The organism is Sphingomonas sp. SP6, from assembly GCF_058313435.1.
This window is the reverse complement of record NZ_JBZFLG010000001.1, coordinates 686,719-713,054: the sequence shown is the minus strand read 5'-3', so window position 1 is coordinate 713,054 and position 26,336 is coordinate 686,719. Positions and strand designations below refer to the sequence as shown.

The window sequence follows — 26,336 nt, the reverse complement described above, 5'->3', positions numbered from 1 at the left end:
TCTCAACCGGGCTGCATCACCGCGAGTTCGTGCCCGTCCGGATCGCGGAAGTGGAACCGCCGCCCGCCCGGGAAAGAGAAGATCGGGAGCGACAACGTCCCTCCCGCGGCTTCGACCGCGCGCCGCGCCGCTTCCAGGTCATCGACCTGGATCACCGGTAGCAGCGCTGCGGTCTTCTGCTCGGGATCGGCCTGGAAGCCGACGTCGGAGGCGCCGGTGACGGTCGCCGCATAGGTTGGCCCGAAATCGGTGAACGCCCAGCCGAACGCGCCGGAGTAGAAGGCCTTGGCCCTCTGCGTGGTTGCTACGGGTAGCTCGAGATAGGTGATCCGCGCCATCTTCGCCTCCTTGTTCTTGATGTGTTCTATCAAGCGCGCTAGACGGAGGCAATGGCGAGTCTCCGTCCAATGCGCGGCGCGACGCTCAACGTCGGAAGCGGCCGCTTCAACCTGCCCCGTCGCGAAGCTGACGGCGATTGGCTGGACGCGCGCGACGGTCTCGACGGCGCGCCGCCGCCCCTACGGACGACGGTGACGGTCGAGAAGCCGAAGACGATCATCGCGCGCAATACATCGCCCGACGTCCCGTTCGACCGCTCGATCAACCCGTACCGCGGCTGCGAGCACGGCTGCATCTACTGTTTCGCGCGGCCCAGTCACGCCTTCCACGATCTCTCGCCCGGGCTCGACTTCGAGACGAAGCTGTTCGCAAAGCCGAGCGCCGCCGAGCTGCTGCGGGCCGAGCTTGGCAGACCGGGCTATGTCTGCGCGCCGATGGCCATGGGGACCAACACCGATCCCTACCAGCCGATCGAAGGTCCATGGCGGATCACGCGGTCGGTCATCGAAGTGCTCGCCGAGTGCGATCATCCGCTCGTCATCACCACCAAGTCGGACCGCGTCGTCCGGGATCTCGACATCCTCGCGCCGATGGCGGCGAAAGGTTTGGCGGCAGTCGCGATCTCGGTGACCTCGTTGATCCCGAGGATCGCGATGACGATCGAGCCGCGCGCGCCGCATCCCGAACGGCGGCTCGCCGCGGTCCGCCGGCTTGCCGACGCGGGTGTACCCGTCTTCGTCAACATGGCGCCGGTCATCCCGGCAATCACCGACGACGAGATCGAGACGATCGTGGGGCGAGCAGCGGAAAGCGGCGCGCTCGGCGTCTCGTTCATCCCGATCCGTCTGCCGTGGGAGGTCGCGCCGTTGTTCCGCGCCTGGCTCGACGAGCATTTCCCCGAACGCGCGGGCAAGGTGATGGCGACGATCCAGTCGCTGCGCGGCGGGCGCGACAATGATCCGGACTTCGGCACGCGAATGCGGGGGCAAGGTCCCTGGGCCGATCTGTTGCGCACCCGGTTCCTGCTCGCGCGCAAGCGGGCCGGGATCGACCGGAATTCGGAGAAGATGCATCTCCGCTCCGACCTCTTCCATCCGCCGCGCGGCCCCCAGGGCGAGCTTTTCTGACTCGCTCCTGATCCAGATCAGCAATCTTCGAAGATCGGTCGGGAACTCGTGTCGCCTCGCCCGGTTGAGCGGGCAGCCACAGGAGAGACTCATGACCCGTTCGTTCGGCGCGCTTGTCGCGCTCACCCTCGCCGGAGCCCCGCTCGCGAGCATCGCGCAGACCCCGCCCCCGCCTCCGCCTGCCGAGGCGAAGACCCAGGCCGCCGCCTATGTCGATGCTGCGGCGAAGAGCGACATGTACGAGATCGAGTCGAGCAAGCTCGCGCTCCAGAAGAGCGCGAACCCGAAGATCAAGGCGTTCGCCAACATGATGATCCGGGATCACACCAAGACGACCGCCGCCACCAAGGCCGCGGCCAAGAAGGCCGGGCTGAACCCGCCGCCGCCCGCTCCTGACGCCGGGATCACCGCTTCTCTGACGGAACTCCAGGGCGCGTCGGGCGCCGACTTCGACCGGCTGTATCTCGGCCAGCAGATGCCCGCGCACCAGGCCGCGCTCGACCTGCACACGAGCTATGCCGCGGGCGGCGACCAGGCGGCCCTCCGTACCTCGGCAAAGGCGGCGGTGCCGATCGTCCAGCGCCACATCGACATGGCGCACAAGGATCAGGCGGACGCGCACGGCGCGATGTAAACGCCGGCGACCTGTCGATCGAAACGAAACGGGCGCCGGATCACTCCGGCGCCCGTCCTTTTCGCGAACAGAGCGTAAGGGGTCAGGCCGCCCCGCCCGCCTTCTTCTTCTCCGATTCGGCGTAGACGCGGATCGGCTCCTTGCGGCCCTCGATCACGTCCTTGTCGATCATCACCTCGTCGACGCCGTCCATTCCGGGCAGCTCGAACATCGTGTCGAGCAGGATGTTCTCGAGGATCGACCGCAGCCCACGCGCGCCGGTCTTACGTTCTATCGCCTTCTTGGCGACCGTCACCAGCGCGTCGTCGGTGAAGCCGAGCTTGGTGTCCTCGAGCTTGAAGAGCGTCTGATACTGCTTGACCAGCGCGTTCTTCGGCTCGGTCAGGATCTTGACCAGCGCAGTGATGTCGAGGTCCTCGAGCGTCGCGATCACCGGCAGACGGCCGACGAACTCGGGAATCAGCCCGAACTTAAGGAGATCCTCGGGCTCGGTCTGACGCAGCATCTCGCCGGTGCGGCGCTCCTCCGGCGCGGCGACATAGGCGCCGAAGCCGATCGACTTGCCCTGGAGCCGGTCGCCGATGATCTTCTCGAGGCCCGAGAACGCACCGCCGCAGATGAACAGGATGTTGGTCGTGTCGACCTGGAGGAACTCCTGCTGCGGATGCTTGCGTCCCCCCTGCGGCGGGACGCTCGCGGTGGTGCCCTCCATCAGCTTGAGCAGCGCCTGCTGGACGCCCTCACCGCTGACGTCGCGGGTGATCGACGGGTTCTCGGCCTTGCGGCTGATCTTGTCGATCTCGTCGATATAGACGATCCCGCGCTGCGCCCGCTCGACGTTATAGTCGGACGCTTGCAGCAGCTTGAGGATGATGTTCTCGACATCCTCGCCGACATAGCCCGCCTCGGTCAGCGTGGTCGCGTCGGCCATCGTGAACGGCACGTCGAGGATGCGCGCGAGCGTCTGCGCGAGCAGCGTCTTGCCGCAGCCGGTCGGCCCGACCAGCAGGATGTTCGACTTCGCCAGCTCGACCTCGGAGCCCTTTGCCCCGTGGTTCAGCCTCTTGTAGTGGTTGTGGACCGCCACCGACAGCACGCGCTTGGCGCGCTGCTGCCCGATGACATAATCGTCGAGGACGTTGCAGATCTCCTGCGGGGTCGGCACGCCGCCGTCCTTCTTGGAGACGAGCGCCGACTTGGTCTCCTCGCGGATGATGTCGTTGCACAGCTCCACGCACTCGTCGCAGATGAAGACGGTGGGACCCGCGATCAGCTTGCGCACCTCGTGCTGCGACTTGCCGCAGAACGAGCAGTAGAGGGTGCTCTTCGAGTCGCCACCGCTCAATTTCGTCATTCAATCAGTCCTTCCGCGCGCTGAGGCGCGTGTTGCCGGCCGGGCACCGTAACCCGGCCGCTTGCGTCGGGGCAATGGCCCAACGCGCTTCTCCGTCCCGCTCCGGCGCAGCTCAGGCCGCGGCGGCCATGTCGTCCGCCGGCGCCGGCCGCTTGTCGAACACCTCGTCGATCAGCCCGAACGTCTTGGCGTCCTCGGCGCTCATGAACTTGTCGCGGTCCATCGCACGCTCGATCTCCTCGAGCGGCTTGCCGGTGTACTTGGCGTAGAGCGTGTTGAGATCGTGACGCATCCTGAGGATCTCGCGCGCCTGGATCTCGATATCGGCGGCCATGCCCTGCGCCCCGCCCGAAGGCTGGTGGATCATGATCCGCGAGTTGGTGAGCGCGACCCGCATCCCCGGCTCGCCCGCCGACAGCAGGAAGCTGCCCATCGACGCCGCCTGGCCGATGCACACCGTGCCGACGCGCGGCCGGATGTATTGCATCGTGTCGTGGATCGCCATTCCCGCCGTGACGACGCCGCCCGGCGAGTTGATGTACATGAAGATGTCCTTCTTCGGGTTCTCCGATTCAAGGAACAGCAGCTGGGCGGTGATCAGCGACGCCATGCCGTCTTCGACGCCACCGGTCACGAACACGATCCGCTCGCGCAGCAGGCGGGAAAAGATATCGAACGAGCGCTCGCCGCGATTCGACTGCTCGATGACGATGGGGACGAGTCCGGCGTGCCCCGGAACCATGCCGATTCCGGCATTTGCCAGCGGGGCGGCGAAATCGCCGGTCTCGAACGGATTGTGCATGGAAACGGGCCTTCTTCAATCTAGAGGCGACCAACATCGCGTGGCGGTCGGCAGACTTCAAGCCCACGTGCGAAGGGGGGCGACGATGCGGATCAGGACGGCGATCGCGGGGTTGGCGCACGCCGGGCTGAAGGGCGCCGGGGTCGGGATGCTGGTCTTCGCCGGCTGCTGGGCATCGGCTTGGGCGAGCGCCGGCATCTCTCCCGCGTCGAGCGTCGAGGCGATCCGAACCGCCTATGCGGGCGGAGATCTGCGGCCCGATGCGATTTGGCGTCTGGGCGACAGCGATATCGGCGCGCACCAGTTCAACGATTGCCTGCTACTCGGTCAGGCGCTGGACCTCCGCGCGCCACCACGGATGCTGGCGGTCAGCCCGCTCAGCACGGTCCAAGCACCCGGTGGGCCGTGCCTGGCGCTTCAGCGGCTGGCGAGCGCGACCCGGCCCGCTCGTGGGAACTTCTACCACAATTACGTCCACGCGGGCACCACGCTCACGCGCCTGCTCCTTCCGGCGCTCGGCGTCCGGGGACTGCGCGAATTCTATCGGCTCACGTCGTCGCTGATCCTGCTGGCAGGTCTCGGCTATGCGATGCTGGGACTCGTGCGTGGCCGGCGGTCTGCGACCGACGCCGCGTGGCTGGTGATCTTCGTCGCATTCGCCCGTTGGTTCGGGCTGGAGACGTTCGGCCAGTCGATCGCCCACGCCCCCGCGGACATCGTCGCGCTCGCCTACCTGCTCTGGCTGAGCCTATCTTCGGCGGAGCGCCCGCTGTCACCGGGGGCCGCCATCCTCGGGGCGGCGGTGTGCGGCGGTGCGACGATGGCATTCGAGCTGCTCACCGGAGGACTTCCGCTCGGCCTGGCGATGACCCTGGGCGCGCTTCCTCTCGCACTGAGAGACGACGACCGTCTCGGAGAGACGACGGCGCGCGCCGCCATCGCCTATGGCGCGGCGGCGCTCGCCTGTCTGCTCGCCAAGGTGCTGGCGGTGATCCTCGTCTGGGGCACCGAACCGCTCGCCGCCGCCGCGCGCGAACTGCTGTTCCTTGCGGGAGCGCGCGCCGTCGATGGAGCGGGCGGCAATCCGCGGGTGGGCCCTGCCGCTTACGGCCTCCATCTCTGGGCGGGGCTCGACTCGCTCGCGCCCGGACTGATCTGGCTGACCACCGGGGCACTCGCGCTGGCGATCACCGGCGGTGTCTGGGCCTGTGCACGACCGCGCGGCCAAGCGTTCGCGGACGTTGATCGCCGATCGTGGTGGCTCGTCGGGTCCAATCTGGTGATCGTCGCCTGGCTGCTGGCGCTGTGGCAGCACACCGCGATCCACGCCTGGTTCATGGCGCGCATCCTGGCGTGGACGATCGCGAGCGGCGGAGCGGCGTTCGTGCTCGCGGTCCAGCGGCTCCGCACGAAGCCCGCCGTGGACCCCGCACGGTCGTTCGGCGACGACGCGCGGGCGAGCCCGTCGTGACGTCGCCGCGCAGCGCCCGCACCGAGACGGGCGTCCTCCTCGCCGTCGTCCTCGCCGGCCTGGTGCTGCGACTGATCTGGCTGGCGCGGACTCCGGCCGGGCTGACGGGCTTTGCCGGTGGCGGCGAGGCGGCGCGGGTCGCGTTGACGCTCGCGCGCGAAGGTCGGTTCGCGGACGCCTTCTGGGACGGATCGGGGCCGACCGCGCACCTGATGCCGGTGGCCCCGGCGATCGCATCGCTCGTCTTCTGCCTGTTCCCGCCCGCCAGCGCAGCCGCGTCGCTCACCCTCGCCGGCTTGGCGCTGGCGCTGAGCATCGGCGGGGTGCTGCTCGTCCGGACGCTGTTCGCCCGGCTCGGGGCCGACGCGCGCGCGCTACGCTGGGCGATGGCGCTCCTGATGCTGCTGCCGATCTTCGCGCCCGAGGAGACGATCGGCTTCCGCTATTGGGACGGCGCGCTCGCGGTGTGTCTGTCGATCGTGAACCTGCTGCTCGCCGTGGAGGTCGACCGCACCGCCATGTCGCCGCGAAGGGCGATCGGCTGCGCGCTCCTCTGGGCGGCGACGCTGTTCTCCGCCCCGATCGCGGGCGTTGCGCTGGCGGCGGTCTGGGGCTGGGTCGCGCTCCGGCGGCTGCGATTCGCGCAGGCCTTGCGTTTCGCCGTGATCTCCGCGGCCGCGCTTGCCGCCGTGCTGACGCCCTGGACGATCCGCAATGCGCGCGAACTCGGCGCGCCCGTCCCGCTCCGGAGCAACTTCGGGCTCGAGTTCGCGATCGGCAACCATCCCGCCGCGCTGTCGAACCTGCCTCCGGCGCAGGTCTATGCCGATCGCCTGATCGCGATCCATCCGCTTTATGGCGGACCCGGTCGCGTCGCGCTCGTCCGAGCGGGCGGCGAGGTCCCCTATTTTCGCGAGCTTGGCGCCGCGACCTGGCGGTGGGCGGCTTCGAACCCGCTCGATTTCGCCCGGCTCACGGCGCGACACCTCTTCCAGTTCTTCGTGCCGCCTGCCTGGACGCTTGCGCTCAGCACGTGGGAGGACTTCATTCCGGCGCGTGCGGCGCTGATCGCGATCGTCGACCTCGCCGGGCTCGTCGCGCTGGGGGTCGGTCTCCGCCAGCGCCGCCCGGGCTACCCGCTGCTGGCGATCTTCGTGGCCGTGGCCGCGCTGCCCTACGCGCTGGTGCAACCGAACCCGCGCTACACCTACCTCGTCTGGGGCGTGCTCGCCTTCGCCGCCGCCGACGGCGCGAGTCGCTACCTGCGCTCCCGCCCTGGCGCGGGGAAGGCCAGATAGGCGAGCCGCCGTACCTCGCGCCGCCCGCGCACCACGGTGTCGAGGATCAGCCCGGCGAACACGCTCAGCGCGGCCAGGATCATCAGCCCCGTCACCAGGATCGCGGTCGGGAAGCGCGGCACCAGCCCGGTCTGCACGTACGTGACGATCAGCGGCACGGCGAGGACGAACCCGAGCACCGCCAGCATCCCCGCGACCCCGCCGAAGAACCAGATCGGCCGCTCGATCCGGTAGAGTGTCGCGATCGTCCGCAGGATCCGCAGGCCATCGCGGTAAGTCGAGAGCTTGGACGTCGACCCTTCGAGCCGCGCGAAGTAGCGGGTCTCGATCTCGGCGGTAGGCATCTTCAGCTCGAGCGCGTGGACGCTGATCTCGGTCTCGATCTCGAACCCAACCGACAGCACCGGGAAGCTCTTGACGAACCGCCGCGAGAACACCCGGTATCCCGTGAAGATGTCGGAGAAACTTCGCCCGAACAGCTGCGCGAGCAGCCCGGTCATCAGCCGGTTGCCCAGTACGTGCCCGCGCCGATACGCCTCCGCTTCCTCGTGGACACGGCTGCCGACCACCATGTCGAGCTGCTCGTCGAGCATCCGCGCGACCAGCTCGGGCGCGCGTGTCGCATCATAGGTCGCGTCGCCGTCCGCCATGACGTAGATATCGGCGTCGACATCGGCGAACATCCGGCGGACGACAGCGCCCTTGCCCTGGATGCGCTCGGTGCGGACCACCGCCCCCGCCGCTCGCGCGACCTCGACGGTGCGGTCCCGGCTGTTGTTGTCGTAGACGTAGATCACGGCGTTCGGCAGCGCGGCGCGGAACTCCGCCACCGTCCGCGCGATCGCTGCCTCCTCGTTGTAGCACGGCAGCAGGACGGCGATCGTCGGTTCGGTGCTCACCCGCGCTCCGTTCGGGCCGGGCGTATCGAAGCCCTGCCCGCTCTAGGGAAGAATGGCGGCCCGTCGACAAGCGCCGGGCGGACGCCGGCCTGACTAGCCGGCGCCCGTTAACAATCAGGCAGCGTCCTCGACCTTCTTCTTCGCGCGCGGCTTCTTGGGCTTCGCCGCCTCGTCGGGCGATCCGGTCCCCTCGGCGGCTTCCGCGGCCGCGGGCGAGGATTCGACCAGCTCGGTCTCGACCGCCGGATCGACAGGGGTCGCCTTCTTCGCGCGCGGCTTCTTCACGGCCTTCGGCTGGTCGTCGGCCTGCTCCCCCGACGACGCCGTCTCGCTTCCGCCTCCCGACGCCGCGTGAGCATGGTCGTCGTGGGCGTGAGCCTCCGCCTGGTCGTGGTCGTGCCCATGATCGTGGTCGTGCCCATGATCGTGGTCATGCCCGTGATCATGGTCGTCGTGATTGTGGACGTGGGTGCCGGTCGAGAAGCCGTCCTCGCTCTCGATCGCCGCCTCCAGCTCCTCGCGCGTCGTCTCGCGATCGGTGATCTCGGCCTTGGTGAACAGGAAGTCGACGACCTTGTCCTCGTAGAGCGGCGCGCGAAGCTGGGCGGCCGCCATCGGCTCCTGCTGGACGTACTGGATGAACTGCTGGCGCTGCTCGGCAGGATATTGCTGGGCGGCCTGCATGATCAGCCGGCTCATCTCCTGCTGGCTGACCTCGACCCCGTTCGCCTGCCCGATCTCGGACAGCAGCAGGCCCAGGCGGACGCGGCGTTCGGCGATCTTGCGATAATCGTCGCGCTCGCGCTCCATCTCGGCGCGTGCGGCGGCGGGATCGGCCTCGTGCGTCGCCTCATGCTCGAGCTGCGACCAGATCTGGCCGAACTCGGCGTCGACCATCGACGGCGGCACGTCGAAATCGTGGCCCTCGGCGAGCTGGTCGAGCAGCTTGCGCTTCATATGCGTACGGGTGAGTCCGTTATGCTCCTGCTCGATCTGCCCCTTGAGCAGGCCGCGCAGCTGCTCGAGACTTTCGAGCCCGAGGTTCTTCGCCAATTCCTCGTCGATCGCCGTTTCACCAGCGGTTTTCACCGCCTTGACGGTGATGTCGAAGGTCGCGGGCCTGCCCGCCAGATCCTTGACCGGATATTCGGCCGGGAAGGTAACGTTCAGGACCTTGTCGTCGCCGACCTTGACGCCGACCAGCTGATCCTCGAACCCCGGGATCAGCTGGCCCGAGCCGAGCTCGACCGCCATGTCGGTGCCGGTGCCGCCTTCAAAGGCGACCCCGTCCTCGGTCTTGCCCGCGAAGTCCACGACGACCTGGTCGCCCATCGCCGCCGCATGCCCCTCGTCCGCATCGCTCCAGCGCTTCTGCGCATCGGCGAACTTCGCGATCTGAGCGTCGACCGCGTCGTCGGGCACCGGCACGCTCAGGCGCTCCAGCTTCAGCCCCTCGATCGACGGCGCCGGCACGTCCGGGAGCACCTCGAGCTCGATCTTGACCTCGGCGTCCTCGCCCGCGGCATAGCTCTCGGCCAGCTCGACCGACGGCTGCATCGCCGGGCGCAGATTACCGCCCTGGATCAGCGCCTGCACGGCATGCTGGACCGACCATTCAAGCGCGTCGCGGGTCATCGCCTCGCCGTGCATCTTGCGGACGAGATTGGCGGGGACCTTGCCCGGGCGGAACCCGGGCATCTTCACCTGCGGCGCGACGCGCTTAATCTCGGCCTCGACCCGCGCCTCGATCTCGGCGGCGGGAATGGTCAGCGTGTAGGCGCGCTTCAGGCCCTCGTTCAACGTCTCGACAGTCTGCATCGTCAGCCTTTGATCAGGAATCTCGTGGATGGTGCCCCCGCGCGCGTGCCGGGGACTGGTGCGGGCGAAGGGACTCGAACCCCCACATCTTGCGATGGCAGGACCTAAACCTGCTGCGTCTACCAGTTCCGCCACGCCCGCAGTCAGGCACCGCCGGAACGCGCGCCTCTATACGTCGCGCGCGCGTCCGGCAAGCGGCGAGCAACCCTCCGCACCGGCGGCGCGTTGAGCGCGCGAAGGAGATGCCACATGGCCACCACGCCCCCGTCCGAGACCCCGGCCCCGACCGCGCCCGCGCAGCCCGACGTCCCGCCGACCGAGATGCCCTCGCCCACGCCGGACGTCGACCTCCCCGATCCGGGCGCGACTCCGACCAACCCCGCCCCCGCCCAGCCAAGCTTCTGAAAGGACGCACATGACCGACATCACCAACGCGCCGGGCGACAGCACCGACGATCCCCGCTCCGACATCCAGCAGGCCGTAGAGGCGCGCGCTGACGCGCTCGCCCGCGGCGAGGGCGGACCGGAGCCCGCGTCGATGACCGACGCCGGCGAGTTCAGCGGCAACGCCGGTACGGGCGGCGTCGTCAAGAACCAGGACGACGACGCCCAGTAACGATTGCGGCGCCGATCGGCTCGGGCGTTCGATCCGGACGGGTCGGACGCCCGAGCCTTGCCTTTGCGGCGACCGGGTGTAGGCGGACGCCAACCTGGGAGAGGAGCAGCATGGAGTTCGAGTTTCCGCTCGGCGAGAATGCGGAGATGATCCGCGACACGACGCGGCGGTTCGCGTCGGAGAAGATCGCGCCGCTCGCCGCCCGTATCGACGCCGACGACTGGTTCCCGCGCGACGAGCTCTGGCCCGCGATGGGCGAGCTGGGTCTCCACGGCATCACTGTGAAGGAAGAGGACGGCGGCCTCGGACTCGGCTATCTCGAACACGTCGTCGCTTGCGAGGAAGTCGGGCGCGCCTCGGGCTCGATCGGCCTTTCCTACGGCGCGCATTCGAACCTGTGCGTCAATCAGATCGCGCGTTGGGCCTCGCCGGAGCAAAAGGCGAGATTTCTCCCGAAGCTGATCTCGGGCGAGCATGTCGGCAGCCTCGCCATGTCCGAGGCGAGCGCCGGCTCCGACGTCGTCTCGATGAAACTGCGCGCCGACGCCGTCCAGGGCGGCTACGTCCTCAACGGCACCAAGTTCTGGATCACCAACGCCGCCTGTGCCGACACGTTGGTCGTCTACGCCAAGACCGGCGAGGGCAGCCGCGGGATCAGCACCTTTCTGATCGAGCGCGACATGCCCGGCTTCGCGATCGGGCAGAAGATCGACAAGATGGGGATGCGCGGTTCACCGACCGCCGAACTCGTCTTCACCGATTGCGAGGTGCCCGAGGAGAACGTGATAGGGCCGCTGAATGGCGGCGTCGGCGTCCTCATGAGCGGGCTCGACTATGAGCGAACCGTGCTCGCCGGCATCCAACTCGGCATCATGCAGGCCTGCCTCGACGTCGTCCTTCCCTACGTCCGCGAGCGAACGCAGTTCGGCAAGCCGATCGGCGCGTTCCAGCTGATGCAGGCCAAGATCGCCGACATGTACGTCGCGCTCAACAGCGCGCGCGCCTATGTGTACGCGGTGGCGCAGGCGTGCGACGCGGGGCGGACGACCCGGTTCGACGCGGCGGGGGCGATCCTGCTCGCGTCCGAGAACGCCTTCCGTGTCGCTGGCGAGGCGGTGCAGGCGCTGGGTGGTGCTGGCTATACCAAGGACTGGCCGGTCGAGCGCTTCCTGCGCGACGCCAAGCTACTCGACATCGGCGCGGGCACCAACGAGGTCCGCCGGATGCTGATCGGCCGCGAGCTGATCGGGGCGGCCTGATGCCTCACTTGCCGACGAACAGGAACGCGACGGCCGCCATCAGGCACGCGAACGCGGCGGCATGGCGCCACGAGAGCGGTTCGCCGAGCACCGCGACCATGAAGACGCCGAAGACGATCAAGGCGATCGCCTCCTGCGTCACCTTGAGCTGCGCCGCTGACCAGCCGTGCGCATATCCGACGCGGTTGGCGGGGACGGCGAGGCAATATTCGAACAGCGCGATCCCCCAGCTGATCGCGATCACCAGCGGCAACGGCTTGGCCATCCCGCCCTTCAGGTGCCAGTACCAGGCGATCGTCATGAACGCATTCGACGCGAGTAGCAGCAGGACGGTCGGCATCGCGGCCCCCTGCGCTTCCGATCATCCCGGATCAAGCCGGTGAGCGCGCCCGTTCTCGAGACCAAGCTGTCTCGCGACGACGCGACGTTCAAGGCGAATGCCGAGCACAACCGCGCACTCGCCGCCGACCTGCGCGCGAAGGTCGCCTCCGCCGCGCTGGGCGGCAACGAGAAGGCGCGCGACCGACACACCAGCCGCGGCAAGCTCCTTCCTCGCGACCGGGTCGAGCGACTCCTCGATCCGGGGTCGCCCTTCCTCGAGATCGGGCAGTTGGCGGCGGGCGAGGTCTATCCCGGCGAGGACATCCCCGGCGCGGGGATGATCGCGGGAATCGGCCGCGTCTCCGGGCGGCAGGTGATGATCGTCTGCAACGACGCGACCGTGAAGGGCGGCACCTACTACCCGCTCACCGTCAAGAAGCACCTCCGCGCGCAGGAGATCGCCCAGGCGAACCGCCTCCCCTGCGTCTATCTGGTCGACAGCGGCGGCGCGAACCTGCCGCACCAGGCCGAGGTCTTTCCCGACCGCGACCACTTCGGCCGGATCTTCTTCAACCAGGCGAACATGTCCGCACTCGGCATCCCGCAGATCGCCTGCGTGATGGGCAGCTGCACCGCCGGCGGCGCGTACGTCCCGGCGATGTCCGACGAGACGGTGATCGTCCGCAATCAGGGGACGATCTTCCTCGCCGGCCCGCCGCTGGTGAAGGCCGCGACCGGCGAGGTCATCAGCGCCGAGGAGCTGGGCGGCGCGGAGACGCACGGGCGCAAGTCGGGCGTGGTCGATCACGTCGCCGAGAACGACGAACACGCACTCACCATCGTCCGCGACATCGTCTCGACGCTGCCGCAGCAGAGCGCCGCCGACGTCAACCTGCGCGATCCACGCCCGCCGAAGTTCGACGCCGAGGACCTCTACGGCATCGTCCCGCAGGACGTCCGCGCGCCCTACGACGTCCACGAGGTTATCGCGCGGCTCGTCGACGGGTCCGAGTTCCATGAGTTCAAATCGCTCTACGGCGCGTCGCTGGTCTGCGGCTTCGCGCATATCTGGGGCCAGCCCGTCGCGATCCTTGCCAACAACGGCGTGCTGTTCTCGGAATCGGCGCAGAAGGGCGCGCATTTCATCGAACTGGCCTGCCAGCGCCGCATTCCGCTGCTGTTCCTCCAGAACATCTCCGGCTTCATGGTCGGCGGCAGGTATGAGGCGGAAGGCATTGCCAAACATGGCGCGAAGCTGGTGACCGCCGTCGCAACCGCCAGCGTCCCAAAGATCACCATCCTGGTCGGCGGCAGCTTCGGCGCCGGAAACTACGGCATGTGCGGCCGCGCCTACTCCCCCCGCTTCCTCTTCACCTGGCCCAACGCGCGGATCAGCGTGATGGGCGGCGAACAGGCCGCGAGCGTGCTGGCCACGGTCCACCGCGACGCGGACTCGTGGACGCCCGAGCAGGCGGAGGCGTTCAAGGCCCCGATCCGCCAGAAGTACGAGGACGAGGGCAACCCCTATTACGCCACCGCGCGGCTGTGGGACGACGGCGTGGTTGACCCGGTGCAAACGCGCGATGTCCTCGGCCTGGCGCTGACGGCGTGCCTCAACGCCCCAGTCGAGGAGGCGCCCCGTTTCGGGGTGTTCCGGATGTGAGGACAATTCAATGAAAACCATACGTCAGGAAGATGAATGGGACTGTGGTGTCGCTTGCTTGGCGATGCTCGCAGGGGTGCCATACGAACGGGCCAAGGAGTTTATGCTCGACCGCTACCCGCAGGTGGTGAAGACGGGGAAGGTCAGTTCCGGGAAGATTGTTGCCGGATCACGGCATTTTGGCGTGGAACCGATTCAGACGCGCTGCACAGCGATCGGGCATTTAAGCCTAGGCGATTTGGAGGGCGATGCCTTGGTCGGAGTTCGTGCTGATCGCGATGCGGACAACGCAAATCACTGGGTCGTATGGGACAAAGATAAGGAAAAGATCCGTGACCCATATGACTATGATGAGGTTTATCCCATCAGATATCTGCTCGTCCGAAATTAGAGTTTGTGACCGATGACAGTCATGGCGTTATGCTGACCTCTCTCCTTATCGCCAACCGCGGCGAGATCGCGTGCCGGGTGATCCGCACCGCGCGCCGGCTCGGCATCCGCACCGTCGCGGTCTATTCCGATGCCGACGCAAAGGCGCTCCACGTCCGCCAGGCGGACGAGGCGGTCCACATCGGCCCTTCCCCGGCGCGCGAATCCTACCTCGTCGGCGAGCGGATCATCGCCGCCGCCCTCCAGACCAAGGCGGAGGCGATCCACCCCGGCTACGGCTTCCTCTCGGAGAACGCCGACTTCGCGCAAAACGTGATCGACGCCGGCGTCGTCTGGGTCGGCCCCAACCCCGCCAGCATCCGCGCGATGGGGCTGAAGGACGCCGCCAAGGCCCGCATGATCGCCGCCGGCGTCCCCGTCACCCCCGGCTATCTCGGCGACGACCAGTCCCCCGAGCGCCTCCGCGCCCAGGCCGACGCGATCGGCTATCCCGTCCTCATCAAGGCGGTCGCGGGCGGCGGCGGCAAGGGGATGCGCCGAGTCGACGCCGCCGACGACTTCGCCGACGCGCTCCAGTCCTGCCGGCGCGAGGCCGCGTCGAGCTTCGGCGACGACCGCGTGCTGATCGAGAAGTACATCCTCTCGCCGCGCCACATCGAGGTCCAGGTGTTCGGCGACACCCACGGCACCGTCGTCCATCTGTTCGAACGCGACTGCTCGCTCCAGCGCCGCCACCAGAAGGTGATCGAGGAAGCCCCCGCTCCCGGCATGGACGAGGCGACCCGCGCGGCGGTGTGCGGCGCGGCGGTGAAGGCGGCGCAGGCGGTCGACTATGTCGGCGCGGGCACGATCGAGTTCATCGCCGACGCGAGCGAGGGCCTGCGCGCCGACCGCATCTGGTTCATGGAGATGAACACCCGGCTCCAGGTCGAGCATCCGGTGACCGAGGAGATCACCGGCCAGGACCTCGTCGAATGGCAGCTCCGCGTCGCGTCGGGCGAGCCGTTGCCCAAGCAGCAGGACGAGCTGCGCATCGACGGCTGGGCGATGGAGGCGCGGCTGTATGCGGAAGACCCGGCGAAGGGGTTTCTGCCGAGCATCGGGCGGCTCGACCATCTCACCTTGCACGCGGGTCCGGGACGTGTCGACACAGGTGTTGAGCAAGGGGACACCGTTTCTTCCTTTTACGATCCGATGATCGCAAAACTGATCGCCTACGGCACTGATCGCGCGGACGCGACCAACGCTCTCGCGAGCAAGCTTAAGAACATCAACGTTGCGCCGGTCCGAACCAATGCGGGGTTTCTCTACCGTGCGGCGACGCATCCGGAGTTCCGGGCCGCGCGGATCGACACCGGCTTCATCGAGCGGAACTTGGAGGCGCTCACGCCCCCGCACATACCGTCCGCATCAGCTTTGGAGCATGGGCTGGCCGCACTACGTTGGCATAGCAACGGCTATGAGAACGAGCCGTGGAACGGTGGGCTGTTAGGCTTCAGGCTCAACACTCCCGCGCGAAGTCATGCGCTTGTCCTCGTGGACGGCGAGCCGGTCGACGCTCCCCTCGGCGATCTCGGCAACGAGCTTCGGATCGACGAGCCTGAAGGACTGGCGCTGGTCAACGAGGCCGGTCAGACCTACAGGATTTCGGCTTGGCGCGCTTCCGGCACCGCCACCGGCGCCGCCGCCGACGGCGCGATCCTCGCCCCGATGCCGGGGCGGATCATCGCGGTCGAGGTCGCCGCGGGGGAGCAGGTCGCCAAGGGCCAGAAGCTCGTCACGCTCGAGGCGATGAAGATGGAGCACACCCTCACCGCCCCGTTCGACGGGACGGTCGCGGAGCTGAACGCGAGCGCGGGCGGGCAGGTCACCGAGGGGGCGACGCTGGTGCGGGTGGAGCGGGGAGAATGACGATGGCGAGCCAAAATCCTCCCCGTTCACGGGGAGGTGGCGCCGAAGGCGACGGAGGGGGCTCTCCTCCTCTGCACCGCCTGCGGCCCGCCCCCTCCGTCAGCCCTGCGGGCTGCCACCTCCCCGTCCCGGGGAGGATTTGATGCCAGGCAAATACTACGACCAGTGGACCGTCGGCGACACGCTAACGCACGACATCCGCCGCACAGTGACCGAGACCGACAATCTCCTCTTCACGACGATGACCCACAACCCCCAACCGCTCCACCTCGACGCCGAAGCCGCAGCGCAGAGCGAGTTCGGCCGCATACTCGTCAACGGCACCTTCACCTTCGCGCTGATGGTCGGGCTGTCGGTCGGCGACACCACGCTCGGCACGCTCGTCGCCAACCTCGGCTACGACAAGCTCGTGATGCCCAAGCCCGTCTTCATCGGCGACACCATGCGCGCGACCAGCGAGGTGACCGAGCTGCGCGACAGCAGGTCCCGCCCCGACGCCGGCCTCGTCACCTTCCGCCACGAACTGCTCAACCAGCGCGGCGAGGTCGTTTGCCAGTGCCTGCGCACCGCCCTACTCAAACGATCGGGCGCATAAGCCCAACCGGGGAGAGACAATGAGCAAGCGCTTGATTACGGGTGTGGCTCTCGGAGCCGTCGCCGCCGTCTCCGCCCTCGCGCTGGTCCAGACTTCGAGCGACCGCAATCCGGCGTCCCCGAACCGCATCGTCGTCGTCCCAGCCGCATCCACTCCGTCGGCGCAGCCTTCGACCTTGCCCACCCGCGCGCCCCATTCCGTCAGCCCGCGCGACGCCTGGCAGCCGGCGGTGGCCGACACCTGGCAGTGGCAGCTCACCGGCAAGATTAACACGTCCTACGACGCCCACGTCTACGACATCGACCTGTTCGAGACTCCCGACGCGGTGATGGCCCAGCTCCATACCGACGGCCGCAAGATCGTCTGCTACTTTTCCGCCGGCTCCGCCGAGAAGTTCCGTCCCGATTACGATCAGTTCCAGAAGTCCGATCTCGGCAAGCCGCTCGACGGCTGGCCGGGCGAGCGCTGGCTCGACGTCCGCTCGGCCAACGTCCGCCGGATCATGGCCGCCCGCCTCGATCTCGCCCAAACCCGCGGCTGCGACGGGGTCGAGCCCGACAATGCGGACGGCTATGCCAACAAGAACGGGCTCGGCCTGACCCCCGACGATCAGCTCGACTACAACCGTTTCATCGCGAGCGAATCCCGCAAACGTGGGCTTGCGGTGGGGCTCAAGAACGATCTCGCGCAGGTGAAGACGCTCGAGCCCAACTACGATTTCGCCGTCAACGAGCAGTGCCACCAATACCGCGAGTGCGACAAGCTCCAGCCCTTCACCGCCGCGGACAAGCCCGTGTTCAATGCCGAGTACAAGGCAAAATACCGCAACAACGTCGACGGCGCGCGCGACCAGCTGTGCCGCGACTCGCGCGCCGTCCAGATCCGCACGCTGGTGCTGCCGCTCAAGCTCAACGACGCCTATCGCTACAGCTGCGACTAGGCGCTGACCCCTGCGAAATCGAGCAGCAGCTTCGCGTTCAGCCCGACGATCAGCACCGCACACGCCCACGCCGACGCCTTGAGCCAGGCCGGGTTCGCCAGTTCGCCCATCTTGGCGCGGTCCGAGGTGAACAGCACCAGCGGGATCACCGCGAACGGCAGCTGGAGCGAGAGCACGACCTGGCTCAGCACCAAGAGCTTCGCCGTCCCGCTTTCGCCGTACATCCCCGCGACGATCGCCGCGGGCACGATCGCGATGCCGCGGGTGATGAGCCGCCGCAGCCACGGCGCGAGCCGGAGGTTCAGGAAACCCTCCATCACCACTTGCCCCGCCAGCGTCGCGGTCACGGTGGAGTTCTGCCCGGAGGCGAGCAGCGCCACCGCGAACAGCACGCTCGCCGCCGTGGCGCCCAGGGTCGGCGCGAGCAGGCGGTAGGCGTCCTGGATCTCGGCGACGTCGGTGCGCCCGGTGACGTGGAACGCGCTCGCGGCGAGGATCAGGATCGCGGCGTTGACGAACAGCGCCAGGAACAGCGCGACACTGCTGTCGATCGTCGCGAACTTCGCCGCCTGCCGCTTGCCCTCGACCCCGCCCTCGAACGCACGGGTCTGGACCGTCGCGGAGTGGAGATAGAGGTTGTGCGGCATCACCGTCGCACCCAGGATGCCGATCGCGATATAGAGCATCTTCGGATCGGTCGCGATCCGGGAGTCTGGGACGAACCCCCGCGCGACCGCCGCCATGTCGGGTTGTGAGAGGATCAGCTCGACCAGGAAGCACCCTGCGACAAGCGCGATCAGCGCCATGACGAACGCCTCCAGCCCGCGAAACCCGCACTTCTGGAGCGCCAGGATGAGGAACACGTCCAGCCCCGTCAGCACCACGCCCCAGACGAGCGGAAGTCCGAAGAGCAGGTTGAGGCCGATCGCGGTGCCGATCACCTCCGCCAGATCGCAGGCGACGATCGCCAGCTCGCAGATCATCCATAGGGCGACCGAGACGGGACGCGGATAGGCGTCGCGGCACGCCGAGGCGAGGTCCCGACCCGTCGCGATGCCGAGCCGCGCCGACAGCGCCTGCAGGATCATCGCCATCACGTTCGACAGCAGGATGACGCTCAGCAGCGTGTATCCGAACGCCGATCCGCCCGCGAGGTCGGTCGCCCAGTTGCCTGGGTCCATATATCCAACCGCGACGAGATAGCCCGGACCGGTGAACGCAAGCAATTTGCGCCATCCCGCCGCCCCGGCCGGCACCCGAACCGACCGGAAGGCCTCCGGCAGCGACGGCGCGCCTGCGCTTCGCCAGCCGAAGGCCCCTGCCCGCTCCGGTGCGGCGACGCTCGACACTTCGGCTTCCCCCATCAGCGCCGAACGCGCCGACGATGGGATCGTTCAGCGCTCATCGCCCGCTCCCGCGGTTGCGCCGTCCTGCCACCTCAGAGCGACTGTCCGTCGTCCACGTCGATCACCGCCCCCGTCATGTGCCGGCTCGCATCCGAGCCGAGGTGGAGCAAGGTCTCGTCGAGCGCGTCGATCGGCATCAGTCGGCGCCGGTGCCAGCCCGCGATCTGACGAAGGCCGCCCTCGGTCTCGAACCAGTCGCCGTTGATGCCGGTGCGGATGTAACCCGGCTGGATGACGTTGACGTTCACGCCGGCGCGCACCCATTCGCGCGCCAGATTGCGACCGAGATGCGCTACCGCCGCCTTCGACGCGGCATAGACGCTGTCGCCCGTCGCGGTCTGATGCGCGGTGATCGATCCGATCAGCACGATGCGGCCGTGCCCCCGCTCGCGGGCGCCCGCCGCGATCAGCCGCCTCGCGCCCTCGCGCGCGGTCAGGAACACGCCGGTGAAGTTGACGTCGATCGTGGCGCGAAGGTCGTCGTCCGATACGTCGGTGGCGCGGCCGGCGTTGCTCTGTCCGGCGTTCGCGACGATCGTATCCACGGTTCCGAACGCCACCTCCGCGGCGTCATAGGCGGCGATGATCGACACCTCGTCGGTAACGTCCAGCACCACCGGCAGTGCCGCCGGGCCGAGCCGTTCGGCGATCTCACGCACCCGGTCCAAGCGCCGTGCGCCGATCGCCACCTTCGCGCCCTCACGAACGAAGACCTCCGCGAAATGCGCGCCGAGGCCCGACGACGCTCCGGTGATCAGCGCGACGCGCCCGTCCAGCCTGCCCATCTCGGCTCCCTTCGGCTGTCGGGTCTACACGCCGCACGGATGCACACAACCGCTGCGATCGGCGCATCCGTCACTGCGTCGGGATCGCCCACACAAGGCGATCACGCATGATGACCACCGTGGCGCCAGCCCCCATCACGGGATCCACCCGCCACGGGGATCACGCCTGCGCTTGGCTTCGCACCGGATCGTCGGCGCGGGCCCGCGTCCGTTCGCTGCCGGAACCCATTGCGAGCCGACGATAGCTCGCCAACGCCTGCCCGACGACCTGGTCCATGTTGTAATAACGATAGGTCGCCAGACGTCCGACGAAGCTGACGTTGGGCTCGGCGATCGCAAGCGCCTCGTACCGCTTGTAGAGCGCCTGGTTCTCGTCGCGGGGGATCGGGTAATAAGGGTCGCCCTCGGCGCTTGGATATTCGTACGTCACGCTGGTCCGGTCCGCGATCTGACCCGTCAGATGCTTGTACTCGGTCACGCGCGTGTACGGCGTGCGCTCCTCCGGGTAGTTCACCACCGCCACGGGTTGCAGGTTCGGCTGGTCGAGCGTCCGGTGCTCGAACCGGAGCGACCGGTACGGCAGCCGCCCGTGCCGATAGCCGAAATACTCGTCGATCGGCCCGGTAAAGACGAGATGGTCGTGCGGATAGGCTTCGCGCGCGTCCGTGAACTCGACCCCCAGGAGCAGATCGATGTTCGGGTGCTCAAGCATCCGCTCGAACATGCGCGTATAGCCGTCCCGCGGCATCGCCTGGAAGCGGTCGGTGAAGTAGCGATCGTCGGTGTCGGTGCGGGTGGGCACCCGCGCGGTTACGGACTTGTCGAGTTCGGACGGGTCCATGCCCCATTGCTTTCGGGTATAGCCCTGGAAGAACGTCTCGTAGAGTTCGCGCCCGACCTTTGAGATCACGACATCGGCCGACGTGCGGATCGGGTCGACCGGTTCGGCGCGCGATGCGAGGAACGCCTCCACGTCCGCGTCGGTCCTCAGATCGAGATCGTAGAGCAGGTTCAGCGTCGTGCGATTGATCGGCATTGGGACGCGCCGCCCCTCAACCTCGGCGAGCACGCGATGCTCGTAGGGCCGCCACTCGGTAAAGCGGGAGAGGTAGGAGAACACCTCGGCCGAATTGGTGTGAAAGATGTGCGGGCCATATTGATGGATCAGGATCCCGGCGGCGTCGAGGTGATCATATGCATTTCCGGCGATGTGCGGACGGCGATCCACGACAAGCACGCGCTTGTCGCCATCGTTTGCAAGTCGCTCCGCCATGACGGCCCCGGCGAACCCCGCGCCGACGATCATCACGTCGTAGTGCTTGGCGCGCGCCGGATAATCGACCGGCGAGATGACCGGGATGTGGCGGCCACGAGTGGCGATCTCGACCTTGATCAGCGCCTCCATCTCCAGCGCGGTGCTGTTCCACGATCCGCGCGCAAGCCGGGCGTCGGCGTCGTCGCGCCACTCATCGCCTGCGGCGCGGATGGTTAGAGCGCGCTCGCAGGCGTCGACGAAGCCCTCGGCGCTCCCGGGGGTGGCGACCGCCTCCAGGTCGCCATAGTGACGCACCACGTCGGTGATCGGCGTCGAGACCACCGGGCAGCCGGCGGCGAGATATTCGGGGGTCTTGGTCGGACTGATGAAGCGCGTGGCTTCGTTGATCGCGAACGGCATCAACGCGACGTCCCAACCGGACAGATAGTCCGGCAGGGCGGCATAGGGCTTGCTCCCAAGATAATGGATGTTGCCGCGCCGGGGCAGATCGTCCTCGCTGATCTTGACCACCGGCCCGATCACGACCAGCGACCAGCCCGGCCGCGCGTCGGCGACCGCCGCGAGCAGGTCAAGATCCATCCGCTCGTCGACCACGCCGGCGAAGCCGAGCCGCGGACCCGGAAGGGACGCCTGATCGTCCGGCTCGACACACGCCCGTCGCGCGCGCGCGAAATGGCCGACATCAACGCTCGACGGGAAGGCGTGGACGTTCGAATGCCGGCTCTTCTTCGCCTCGTAGAGGCTCGTGCCGCCCGTGAAGACCAGGTCCGCGCGGGCGAGCAGCATCCGTTCGCGCTCGAGCAGCTCGGGCGGCGCGCCCTTGAACGCGGAGAGCTCATCCATGCAATCGTAAACGACGCAGTCGGCGGGCACAGCGTCGGAGAACGGCAGCATCATCGGCGTGTAATACCAGCGGATCACGCGACCTGTGGCGCGACCGACCTCCGCCCTCAGCAGATCCGCGAGCACCGACTCCTCATGACCGCGCAGGCTCTCGTCCAGCTCGGGCGTGAGCACGACGACGCCGCTGTCCGGGCATTCGGATCGGCGCAGTCGCGGCGCGCCCGCGCCGGCGACATATTCCGGCTCTTCCCAGAACAGCACCCGATACTTCGCTGCAAATCGGGTCATGAGATGTTGCGGCCGCTGGAACACGAACGCCCAGCGCAGGTGACTAAAACAGATCAGCGTCGGTCGATCACCATGGTGATAGTTATTCATGCCGAGAATGGACCGCGTCGATGCGTTCACGATAATCCCCTTGTCTTTCAACGGGTAAACCGAGAAGCTGGACGGCATGTTCCGGATCGAGCCGATGCTTTAACGCACGTTAGGACGATTCGGGGAACGATAGCGTGAGCGCTCGGTTGGTCGGGACGATGCCGGGGTTGCAGAATGACGAGCTTGGAGGTCTGGGGCGGGCTTGAATGCACCGTCAACCGCACACGCAATGGCTATCTGGACCAGATCGCGCTCAGCGGTCACGATCGCCGCGCCGACGACCTCGATCTGTTCGCGGCGCTCGGTCTCGAAGCGATCCGCTATCCGGTCCTTTGGGAACGTCATGCCCCCGGCGGGGGCGATGTCCGCGACTGGAGCTGGCCCGACGAACGCCTGGCTCGGCTCCGCGCGCTGGGCGTCCGTCCGATCATCGGCTTGATCCATCACGGCAGCGGACCCCCATCGACCGACCTGCTCGACCCGGACTTTTCGCAAGCTCTGGGCCATTATGCGGCGCAGGTCGCCCGACGATATGACTGGGTGTGCGACTGGACTCCCGTCAACGAACCGCTCACCACCGCGCGCTTCGCCGCCCTTTACGGCCATTGGTACCCGCACAGATCGGATGAGGCGTCCTTCTGGCGGGCGTTGCTCAATCAGATCGACGGCACACGGGCGGCGATGCGCGCGATCCGCCGGATCGTCCCGTCCGCGCGGCTGATCCAGACCGACGATCTTGGGCGTACCTTTGCCACCCCGCCCCTCGCCGAGCAGGCGGCGTTCGACAACCAGCGGCGCTGGGCCGGCTGGGATCTGCTGTTCGGACGGGTCACGCGGGCGCATCCGCTCTGGAGCCGATTGGAGGCCTTCGGCCTGGGGGAGCGGCTTCGCCGGATCGCCGACGATCCCTGCCCGCCCGACATCGTCGGGGTGAACCATTATCTCACCAGCGATCGCTTCCTCGATCACCGCGTACAGCCCTATCCTCCGTCCAGCCACGGCGGGAACGACCGGTGCGCCTATGCCGACATAGAGGCCGTGCGCGTGCTCGATCCCCCGCCCGGCGGGCTGACCGCCGCGGTGCGCGAGGTCTGGGACCGATATCGGACACCGATCGCGGTGACCGAGGTCCACAACGGCTGCACGCGCGAGGAGCAACTTCGCTGGGCGGCGGCGGCATGGGACGGAGCCACCGCTCTGCGCGGCGAAGGCGTGGACGTCCGCGCCGTGACGGCTTGGTCGCTGCTGGGCAGTCACGGCTGGAACACCTTGCTGACGGCGCCCGGATGCTACGAGCCGGGGCTGTTCGACGTCTCGAGCGGGGTGCCGCGCCCGACTGCGCTGGCCAAGCTCTGGCGCGGCTTCGCCCGTGATGAGCGTCGCCACCCGGTGGCGAGCGGACCGGGCTGGTGGCGACGACCCGAGCGACTGATCTACCGCCGGCTCAGTCACGCCGCGGGCGTGTTCAACCCCGCCGAGGACGACGATGCACCCGTCCTCCTGATCTGTCGCGCCACGGCGACCTTGGGCGCGGCGTTCGGCCGCGCGTGCGCGGATCGCGGCCTCCGGCATATCGTCAGCGGCCCCGACGAGTTCGACCTCGCCGGCGCGGCGACGATCGGAGACGCGCTCGATCGCCTTCGTCCCTGGGGGGTGATCGATGCGTCGGGCGAGGCGCGCGTCCAAGACGAGGCGACGGTCGCGCTGGCGCGGGAGTGCGCCCGGCGATCGATCCAGTGCGCCATCATCGCGCGCGATCCGTCCGCCGACGACGTTGCCCTGACCGCGCCTGCCGCGTGTCTGTTCGTCATCCACAGCGCAGACGCAGGTGTGTTCCCGACCCCGTCAGACGGCGTCGCGGCGGACCGCCCAGCGCAGGCCGCGGCGTTGATCCAAGCCACGCTCGACTTGCTGATCGACGAGGCGGACGGGGTTTGGCGGATCAGCGCGGATGGCAGGGTCGAAAGCTGCGCCTGCGACTCCGCTGCGACGCCGCGATCGTCTGTTTCGCCTGAGTCTTTGGCGGAGCGGGAGGGATTCGAACCCTCGATACGCTTTTGACGTATACTCACTTTCCAGGCGAGCGCCTTCGACCACTCGGCCACCGCTCCGCGAAGGCGCGGCTCTAGGGAGGTCGGCCGGGGAGCGCAAGCGGGCGTTGCGCCGAGGCCGCGAGGCGGGCAGCATGGCAGGCATGCTTTCGCTCCTGATCGCCGCTTTGGCGCAAGCCGCCGCCGCCCAGTCCGCCGGCAAGACCCAGCCATCGGCGCTGGCTCCGTCCGAGATCGTCGCGGCCGCGCCTGCGGCGGATTGGCGCGCGATCCCCGCCTCGGACCTGCTGGTGATGACACTCGCGCCCGACGCCAAGGGCCGCTCGCGCCGCGTCGTCATCCAGCTCATCCCTGCGCCCTTCTCGCAAGGCTGGGTCCGCAACATCCGGAAGCTCGCGGCCGCGCACTGGTACGACGGGGTGAGCGTCAACCGCGTGCAGGACAATTACGTCGTTCAATGGGGCGACGCGACCGAGAAGAAGGTTCTGCCGGCGGGGTTGGAGACGCCTCCAGAGAGCGACTACGAAACGCTCTACTGGTGCGACGGACACATCTGCCCACCTCTCCCGCCCGTAGGCTCAACGAAAAGCTACATCACCTCATCTTACCATACGCTTGACGCATTCTGGAACGGATGGCCGCTTGCATCTGAAGACGGTAGACAACAGAAGTGGCCCGTCCACTGCTACGGCATGGTCGGCGTCGGCCGCGATCTCTCGCCCAACACCGGCAACGGGGCCGAGCTCTACACCGTGATCGGTCACGCGCCGCGCCACCTCGATCGCAACATCGCGCTGGTCGGGCGTGTGATCGAGGGGATCGAGTACCTCTCCAGCCTGCCGCGCGGGACGGAGGCGCTGGGCTTCTACAAGACGGCGGAGGAACGGACGCCGATCGTCTCGATCCGCCTGGCCCCGGAATTGCCCACGGCCGAGCAGCCGCGCTTCGAATATCTCTCGACCGAGAGCGCCACGTTCGCCCGCTACGCCGACGCGCGCGCGAACCGGAAGGATGCCTTTTTCATCCGCCCCGCCGGCGGCGCGGACGTGTGCAACGTGCCGGTGCCGGTGCGGCGGGTGAACTGACCTTCCCTCTCCCCCTCAGGGGAGAGGGAGAGCCGCGCAGCGGCGAGGGAGAGGGGAAGTGCGCGCGCGCGAGCTCCGACCCGACTGCCCCTCTCCCGACCTCGCTCCGCTCGGCCACCCTCTCCCCGCAAGCGGGGAGAGGGAAATCAAACCCCCGCCTTGAACGGCGTGAAGTCGGTCCCGCGGTCGAACACGTCGACCCCCTCCGCCCGCTTGAGCCAGCCGACCACCGCATAGGTCACCGGCGTCAGCACCACCTCCCACCCGACCTTGAGCGCCCACTGGACGAAGATCAGCTTCACCACGAGCGCGTTGGTGAACCCGGCGGCGCCCAGGAACGCGAGCGGGTAGAAGATCAGGCTGTCCACCCCCTCCCCCGCGATCGTCGAGCCGATCGTGCGGGTCCACAGCATCCGCCCCTCGGTCCACACCTTCATCCGCGCGAGGACGTAGGAGTTGACGAACTCGCCGACCCAGAAGGCGCAGACGCTGGCGAACACGATCCGCGGCACCTGGCCGAAGATCGTCTCGTAAGCGGCTTGGTTCTTCCAGTCGGGCGCGGGCGGCAGCGCGACCACCACCCAGCTCATCACCGCCATGAACACGACCGCGACGAACCCCGCCCAGATCACCCGTCTCGCGCGCGCATAGCCATAGACCTCGGTCAGCACGTCGCCGATGACGTACGAAACCGGGAAGAACAGGATGCCCGCGCCGAACGGCTGGTAGCCGAGCCCCGGCAGCCAGACCTGCGCGACCTTGCCCGCGCCAAGCACGTTCGACAGCAGCAGGATCGCGACGAACCCCGCCATCACGAAATCGTAGAAGCGGAACTGCGCCGCCCCGATCTGCTCCGCCGAAACCGTCCGCATCGTCCCCGTCCCCTCAAGTCCGACGATTATGCGGGCGGTTCCCCCACCACGCAATCCGCGCTACGCGGAGCGGCGACGCGCCCGTAGTTCAACTGGATAGAGCACGAGCCTTCTAAGCTTGGAGTTGCAGGTTCGAGTCCTGCCGGGCGCGCCAGCTTCGGTCTTTGCGGAACAGTTGCGGAACATCGGCGTTGATGCGGCCG

24 protein-coding genes and 3 tRNA genes are annotated in these 26,336 nt (G+C 68.0%); 15 read left to right on the top strand and 12 right to left on the bottom strand.

The window, feature by feature from the left end; all coding sequences use genetic code 11:
• Positions 1-2 precede the first annotated feature (2 nt).
• Complete coding sequence (locus AC4GYY_RS03445) at positions 3-338, bottom strand: VOC family protein (RefSeq protein ID WP_491118828.1); 336 nt, start codon at positions 336-338, stop codon at positions 3-5.
• A 51-nt stretch (positions 339-389) separates the two neighbouring features.
• On the opposite strand from AC4GYY_RS03445, the gene AC4GYY_RS03440 reads away from it, so the two are divergent.
• Complete coding sequence (locus AC4GYY_RS03440) at positions 390-1,466, top strand: PA0069 family radical SAM protein (RefSeq protein ID WP_491118827.1); 1,077 nt, start codon at positions 390-392, stop codon at positions 1,464-1,466.
• Positions 1,467-1,557: 91 nt separating this feature from the next.
• Entirely contained in the window at positions 1,558-2,100 is a 543-nt protein-coding gene (locus AC4GYY_RS03435; protein ID WP_491118826.1) for a DUF4142 domain-containing protein, read from the top strand.
• Positions 2,101-2,182: 82 nt separating this feature from the next.
• On the opposite strand, the gene clpX is transcribed toward AC4GYY_RS03435, so the two are convergent.
• Together clpX and AC4GYY_RS03425 are read right to left on the bottom strand one after the other, a co-directional pair.
• Positions 2,183-3,454 carry an ATP-dependent Clp protease ATP-binding subunit ClpX gene (clpX, locus tag AC4GYY_RS03430; RefSeq protein ID WP_491118825.1) on the bottom strand — a complete coding sequence of 424 codons (1,272 nt, stop codon included), beginning with the start codon at positions 3,452-3,454 and terminating at the stop codon, positions 2,183-2,185.
• Positions 3,455-3,566: 112 nt separating this feature from the next.
• A complete protein-coding gene (locus AC4GYY_RS03425; protein WP_491118824.1) occupies positions 3,567-4,256 on the bottom strand; it encodes an ATP-dependent Clp protease proteolytic subunit in 690 nt (229 codons plus the stop codon).
• 85 nt (positions 4,257-4,341) lie between these two features.
• Between AC4GYY_RS03425 and AC4GYY_RS03420 the strand changes: the two genes are divergently transcribed.
• Positions 4,342-5,727 carry a hypothetical protein gene (locus AC4GYY_RS03420; RefSeq protein ID WP_491118823.1) on the top strand — a complete coding sequence of 462 codons (1,386 nt, stop codon included), beginning with the start codon at positions 4,342-4,344 and terminating at the stop codon, positions 5,725-5,727.
• Positions 5,724-7,025: a hypothetical protein gene (locus AC4GYY_RS03415; protein WP_491118822.1), complete on the top strand. Its 1,302-nt coding sequence runs from the start codon at positions 5,724-5,726 to the stop codon at positions 7,023-7,025. Before AC4GYY_RS03420 ends, AC4GYY_RS03415 begins: the two co-directional genes overlap by 4 nt.
• Here the strand turns inward: AC4GYY_RS03415 and AC4GYY_RS03410 are convergent.
• The 3 genes from AC4GYY_RS03410 to AC4GYY_RS03400 all read right to left on the bottom strand — a co-directional run bounded on the left by AC4GYY_RS03410 (position 6,986) and on the right by AC4GYY_RS03400 (position 9,883).
• Complete coding sequence (locus AC4GYY_RS03410) at positions 6,986-7,924, bottom strand: glycosyltransferase family 2 protein (RefSeq protein WP_491118821.1); 939 nt, start codon at positions 7,922-7,924, stop codon at positions 6,986-6,988. The two genes, AC4GYY_RS03415 and AC4GYY_RS03410, sit on opposite strands and share 40 nt — an antisense overlap.
• Before the next feature lie 114 nt (positions 7,925-8,038).
• Positions 8,039-9,742 carry a trigger factor gene (gene tig, locus AC4GYY_RS03405; RefSeq protein ID WP_491118820.1) on the bottom strand — a complete coding sequence of 568 codons (1,704 nt, stop codon included), beginning with the start codon at positions 9,740-9,742 and terminating at the stop codon, positions 8,039-8,041.
• A 56-nt stretch (positions 9,743-9,798) separates the two neighbouring features.
• A tRNA-Leu gene (locus AC4GYY_RS03400) sits at positions 9,799-9,883 on the bottom strand.
• A 108-nt stretch (positions 9,884-9,991) separates the two neighbouring features.
• Between AC4GYY_RS03400 and AC4GYY_RS03395 the strand changes: the two genes are divergently transcribed.
• From AC4GYY_RS03395 to AC4GYY_RS03385, 3 genes are all read left to right on the top strand, one after another.
• Entirely contained in the window at positions 9,992-10,147 is a 156-nt protein-coding gene (locus tag AC4GYY_RS03395) for a hypothetical protein (RefSeq protein ID WP_491118819.1), read from the top strand.
• Positions 10,148-10,157: 10 nt separating this feature from the next.
• A complete protein-coding gene (locus AC4GYY_RS03390; protein ID WP_491118818.1) occupies positions 10,158-10,358 on the top strand; it encodes a hypothetical protein in 201 nt (66 codons plus the stop codon).
• A 110-nt stretch (positions 10,359-10,468) separates the two neighbouring features.
• Complete coding sequence (locus AC4GYY_RS03385) at positions 10,469-11,617, top strand: acyl-CoA dehydrogenase family protein (protein ID WP_491118817.1); 1,149 nt, start codon at positions 10,469-10,471, stop codon at positions 11,615-11,617.
• 4 nt (positions 11,618-11,621) lie between these two features.
• On the opposite strand, the gene AC4GYY_RS03380 is transcribed toward AC4GYY_RS03385, so the two are convergent.
• Complete coding sequence (locus tag AC4GYY_RS03380; protein ID WP_491118816.1) at positions 11,622-11,957, bottom strand: DMT family protein; 336 nt, start codon at positions 11,955-11,957, stop codon at positions 11,622-11,624.
• A 39-nt stretch (positions 11,958-11,996) separates the two neighbouring features.
• Between AC4GYY_RS03380 and AC4GYY_RS03375 the strand changes: the two genes are divergently transcribed.
• The 5 genes from AC4GYY_RS03375 (at position 11,997) to AC4GYY_RS03355 (ending at position 17,437) form a co-directional block, all read left to right on the top strand.
• Positions 11,997-13,601, top strand: a complete 1,605-nt coding sequence (locus AC4GYY_RS03375; RefSeq protein WP_491118815.1) for a carboxyl transferase domain-containing protein — start codon at positions 11,997-11,999, stop codon at positions 13,599-13,601.
• A gap of 10 nt (positions 13,602-13,611) precedes the next feature.
• A complete protein-coding gene (locus AC4GYY_RS03370) occupies positions 13,612-13,992 on the top strand; it encodes a cysteine peptidase family C39 domain-containing protein (RefSeq protein ID WP_491118814.1) in 381 nt (126 codons plus the stop codon).
• A gap of 29 nt (positions 13,993-14,021) precedes the next feature.
• Positions 14,022-15,902: an acetyl/propionyl/methylcrotonyl-CoA carboxylase subunit alpha gene (locus AC4GYY_RS03365; RefSeq protein WP_491118813.1), complete on the top strand. Its 1,881-nt coding sequence runs from the start codon at positions 14,022-14,024 to the stop codon at positions 15,900-15,902.
• 142 nt (positions 15,903-16,044) lie between these two features.
• Complete coding sequence (locus AC4GYY_RS03360) at positions 16,045-16,497, top strand: MaoC family dehydratase (RefSeq protein WP_491118812.1); 453 nt, start codon at positions 16,045-16,047, stop codon at positions 16,495-16,497.
• 43 nt (positions 16,498-16,540) lie between these two features.
• Positions 16,541-17,437, top strand: a complete 897-nt coding sequence (locus tag AC4GYY_RS03355; protein ID WP_491118811.1) for an endo alpha-1,4 polygalactosaminidase — start codon at positions 16,541-16,543, stop codon at positions 17,435-17,437.
• Here the strand turns inward: AC4GYY_RS03355 and AC4GYY_RS03350 are convergent.
• The 3 genes from AC4GYY_RS03350 to glf all read right to left on the bottom strand — a co-directional run bounded on the left by AC4GYY_RS03350 (position 17,434) and on the right by glf (position 22,125).
• Complete coding sequence (locus tag AC4GYY_RS03350; protein WP_491118810.1) at positions 17,434-18,801, bottom strand: Nramp family divalent metal transporter; 1,368 nt, start codon at positions 18,799-18,801, stop codon at positions 17,434-17,436. The two genes, AC4GYY_RS03355 and AC4GYY_RS03350, sit on opposite strands and share 4 nt — an antisense overlap.
• 74 nt (positions 18,802-18,875) lie before the next feature.
• Complete coding sequence (locus AC4GYY_RS03345) at positions 18,876-19,628, bottom strand: SDR family NAD(P)-dependent oxidoreductase (protein WP_491118809.1); 753 nt, start codon at positions 19,626-19,628, stop codon at positions 18,876-18,878.
• A gap of 160 nt (positions 19,629-19,788) precedes the next feature.
• Positions 19,789-22,125, bottom strand: a complete 2,337-nt coding sequence (glf, locus tag AC4GYY_RS03340) for a UDP-galactopyranose mutase (RefSeq protein ID WP_491118808.1) — start codon at positions 22,123-22,125, stop codon at positions 19,789-19,791.
• A 174-nt stretch (positions 22,126-22,299) separates the two neighbouring features.
• On the opposite strand from glf, the gene AC4GYY_RS03335 reads away from it, so the two are divergent.
• Positions 22,300-24,186: a family 1 glycosylhydrolase gene (locus AC4GYY_RS03335; RefSeq protein ID WP_491118807.1), complete on the top strand. Its 1,887-nt coding sequence runs from the start codon at positions 22,300-22,302 to the stop codon at positions 24,184-24,186.
• On the opposite strand, the gene AC4GYY_RS03330 is transcribed toward AC4GYY_RS03335, so the two are convergent.
• Positions 24,146-24,236 (bottom strand) — tRNA-Ser (locus tag AC4GYY_RS03330). The two genes, AC4GYY_RS03335 and AC4GYY_RS03330, sit on opposite strands and share 41 nt — an antisense overlap.
• An 83-nt stretch (positions 24,237-24,319) precedes the next feature.
• On the opposite strand from AC4GYY_RS03330, the gene AC4GYY_RS03325 reads away from it, so the two are divergent.
• On the top strand, positions 24,320-25,261 hold the full coding sequence (locus tag AC4GYY_RS03325) for a peptidylprolyl isomerase (protein WP_491119285.1): 942 nt from the start codon (positions 24,320-24,322) through the stop codon (positions 25,259-25,261).
• A gap of 146 nt (positions 25,262-25,407) precedes the next feature.
• Here AC4GYY_RS03325 and AC4GYY_RS03320 read toward each other — a convergent pair whose 3' ends face one another.
• Entirely contained in the window at positions 25,408-26,133 is a 726-nt protein-coding gene (locus tag AC4GYY_RS03320; protein WP_491118806.1) for a queuosine precursor transporter, read from the bottom strand.
• Between the two features lie 77 nt (positions 26,134-26,210).
• Between AC4GYY_RS03320 and AC4GYY_RS03315 the strand changes: the two genes are divergently transcribed.
• A tRNA-Arg gene (locus AC4GYY_RS03315) sits at positions 26,211-26,287 on the top strand.
• The last annotated feature ends 49 nt before the right edge of the window (positions 26,288-26,336 follow it).

Excerpts from the sequence above, each read along its gene's own strand:
- AC4GYY_RS03445 (WP_491118828.1), bottom strand. The coding sequence starts at position 338 with ATGGCGCGGATCACCTATCTCGAGCTACCCGTAGCAACCACGCAGAGG.
- AC4GYY_RS03440 (WP_491118827.1), top strand. The coding sequence starts at position 390 with ATGGCGAGTCTCCGTCCAATGCGCGGCGCGACGCTCAACGTCGGAAGC.
- AC4GYY_RS03435 (WP_491118826.1), top strand. The coding sequence starts at position 1,558 with ATGACCCGTTCGTTCGGCGCGCTTGTCGCGCTCACCCTCGCCGGAGCC.
- clpX (WP_491118825.1), bottom strand. The coding sequence starts at position 3,454 with ATGACGAAATTGAGCGGTGGCGACTCGAAGAGCACCCTCTACTGCTCG.
- AC4GYY_RS03425 (WP_491118824.1), bottom strand. The coding sequence starts at position 4,256 with ATGCACAATCCGTTCGAGACCGGCGATTTCGCCGCCCCGCTGGCAAAT.
- AC4GYY_RS03420 (WP_491118823.1), top strand. The coding sequence starts at position 4,342 with ATGCGGATCAGGACGGCGATCGCGGGGTTGGCGCACGCCGGGCTGAAG.
- tig (WP_491118820.1), bottom strand. The coding sequence starts at position 9,742 with ATGCAGACTGTCGAGACGTTGAACGAGGGCCTGAAGCGCGCCTACACG.
- AC4GYY_RS03395 (WP_491118819.1), top strand. The coding sequence starts at position 9,992 with ATGGCCACCACGCCCCCGTCCGAGACCCCGGCCCCGACCGCGCCCGCG.
- AC4GYY_RS03390 (WP_491118818.1), top strand. The coding sequence starts at position 10,158 with ATGACCGACATCACCAACGCGCCGGGCGACAGCACCGACGATCCCCGC.
- AC4GYY_RS03385 (WP_491118817.1), top strand. The coding sequence starts at position 10,469 with ATGGAGTTCGAGTTTCCGCTCGGCGAGAATGCGGAGATGATCCGCGAC.
- AC4GYY_RS03380 (WP_491118816.1), bottom strand. The coding sequence starts at position 11,957 with ATGCCGACCGTCCTGCTGCTACTCGCGTCGAATGCGTTCATGACGATC.
- AC4GYY_RS03370 (WP_491118814.1), top strand. The coding sequence starts at position 13,612 with ATGAAAACCATACGTCAGGAAGATGAATGGGACTGTGGTGTCGCTTGC.
- AC4GYY_RS03365 (WP_491118813.1), top strand. The coding sequence starts at position 14,022 with ATGCTGACCTCTCTCCTTATCGCCAACCGCGGCGAGATCGCGTGCCGG.
- AC4GYY_RS03360 (WP_491118812.1), top strand. The coding sequence starts at position 16,045 with ATGCCAGGCAAATACTACGACCAGTGGACCGTCGGCGACACGCTAACG.
- AC4GYY_RS03350 (WP_491118810.1), bottom strand. The coding sequence starts at position 18,801 with ATGGGGGAAGCCGAAGTGTCGAGCGTCGCCGCACCGGAGCGGGCAGGG.
- AC4GYY_RS03345 (WP_491118809.1), bottom strand. The coding sequence starts at position 19,628 with ATGGGCAGGCTGGACGGGCGCGTCGCGCTGATCACCGGAGCGTCGTCG.
- glf (WP_491118808.1), bottom strand. The coding sequence starts at position 22,125 with ATGAATAACTATCACCATGGTGATCGACCGACGCTGATCTGTTTTAGT.
- AC4GYY_RS03335 (WP_491118807.1), top strand. The coding sequence starts at position 22,300 with ATGACGAGCTTGGAGGTCTGGGGCGGGCTTGAATGCACCGTCAACCGC.
- AC4GYY_RS03325 (WP_491119285.1), top strand. The coding sequence starts at position 24,320 with ATGCTTTCGCTCCTGATCGCCGCTTTGGCGCAAGCCGCCGCCGCCCAG.
- AC4GYY_RS03320 (WP_491118806.1), bottom strand. The coding sequence starts at position 26,133 with ATGCGGACGGTTTCGGCGGAGCAGATCGGGGCGGCGCAGTTCCGCTTC.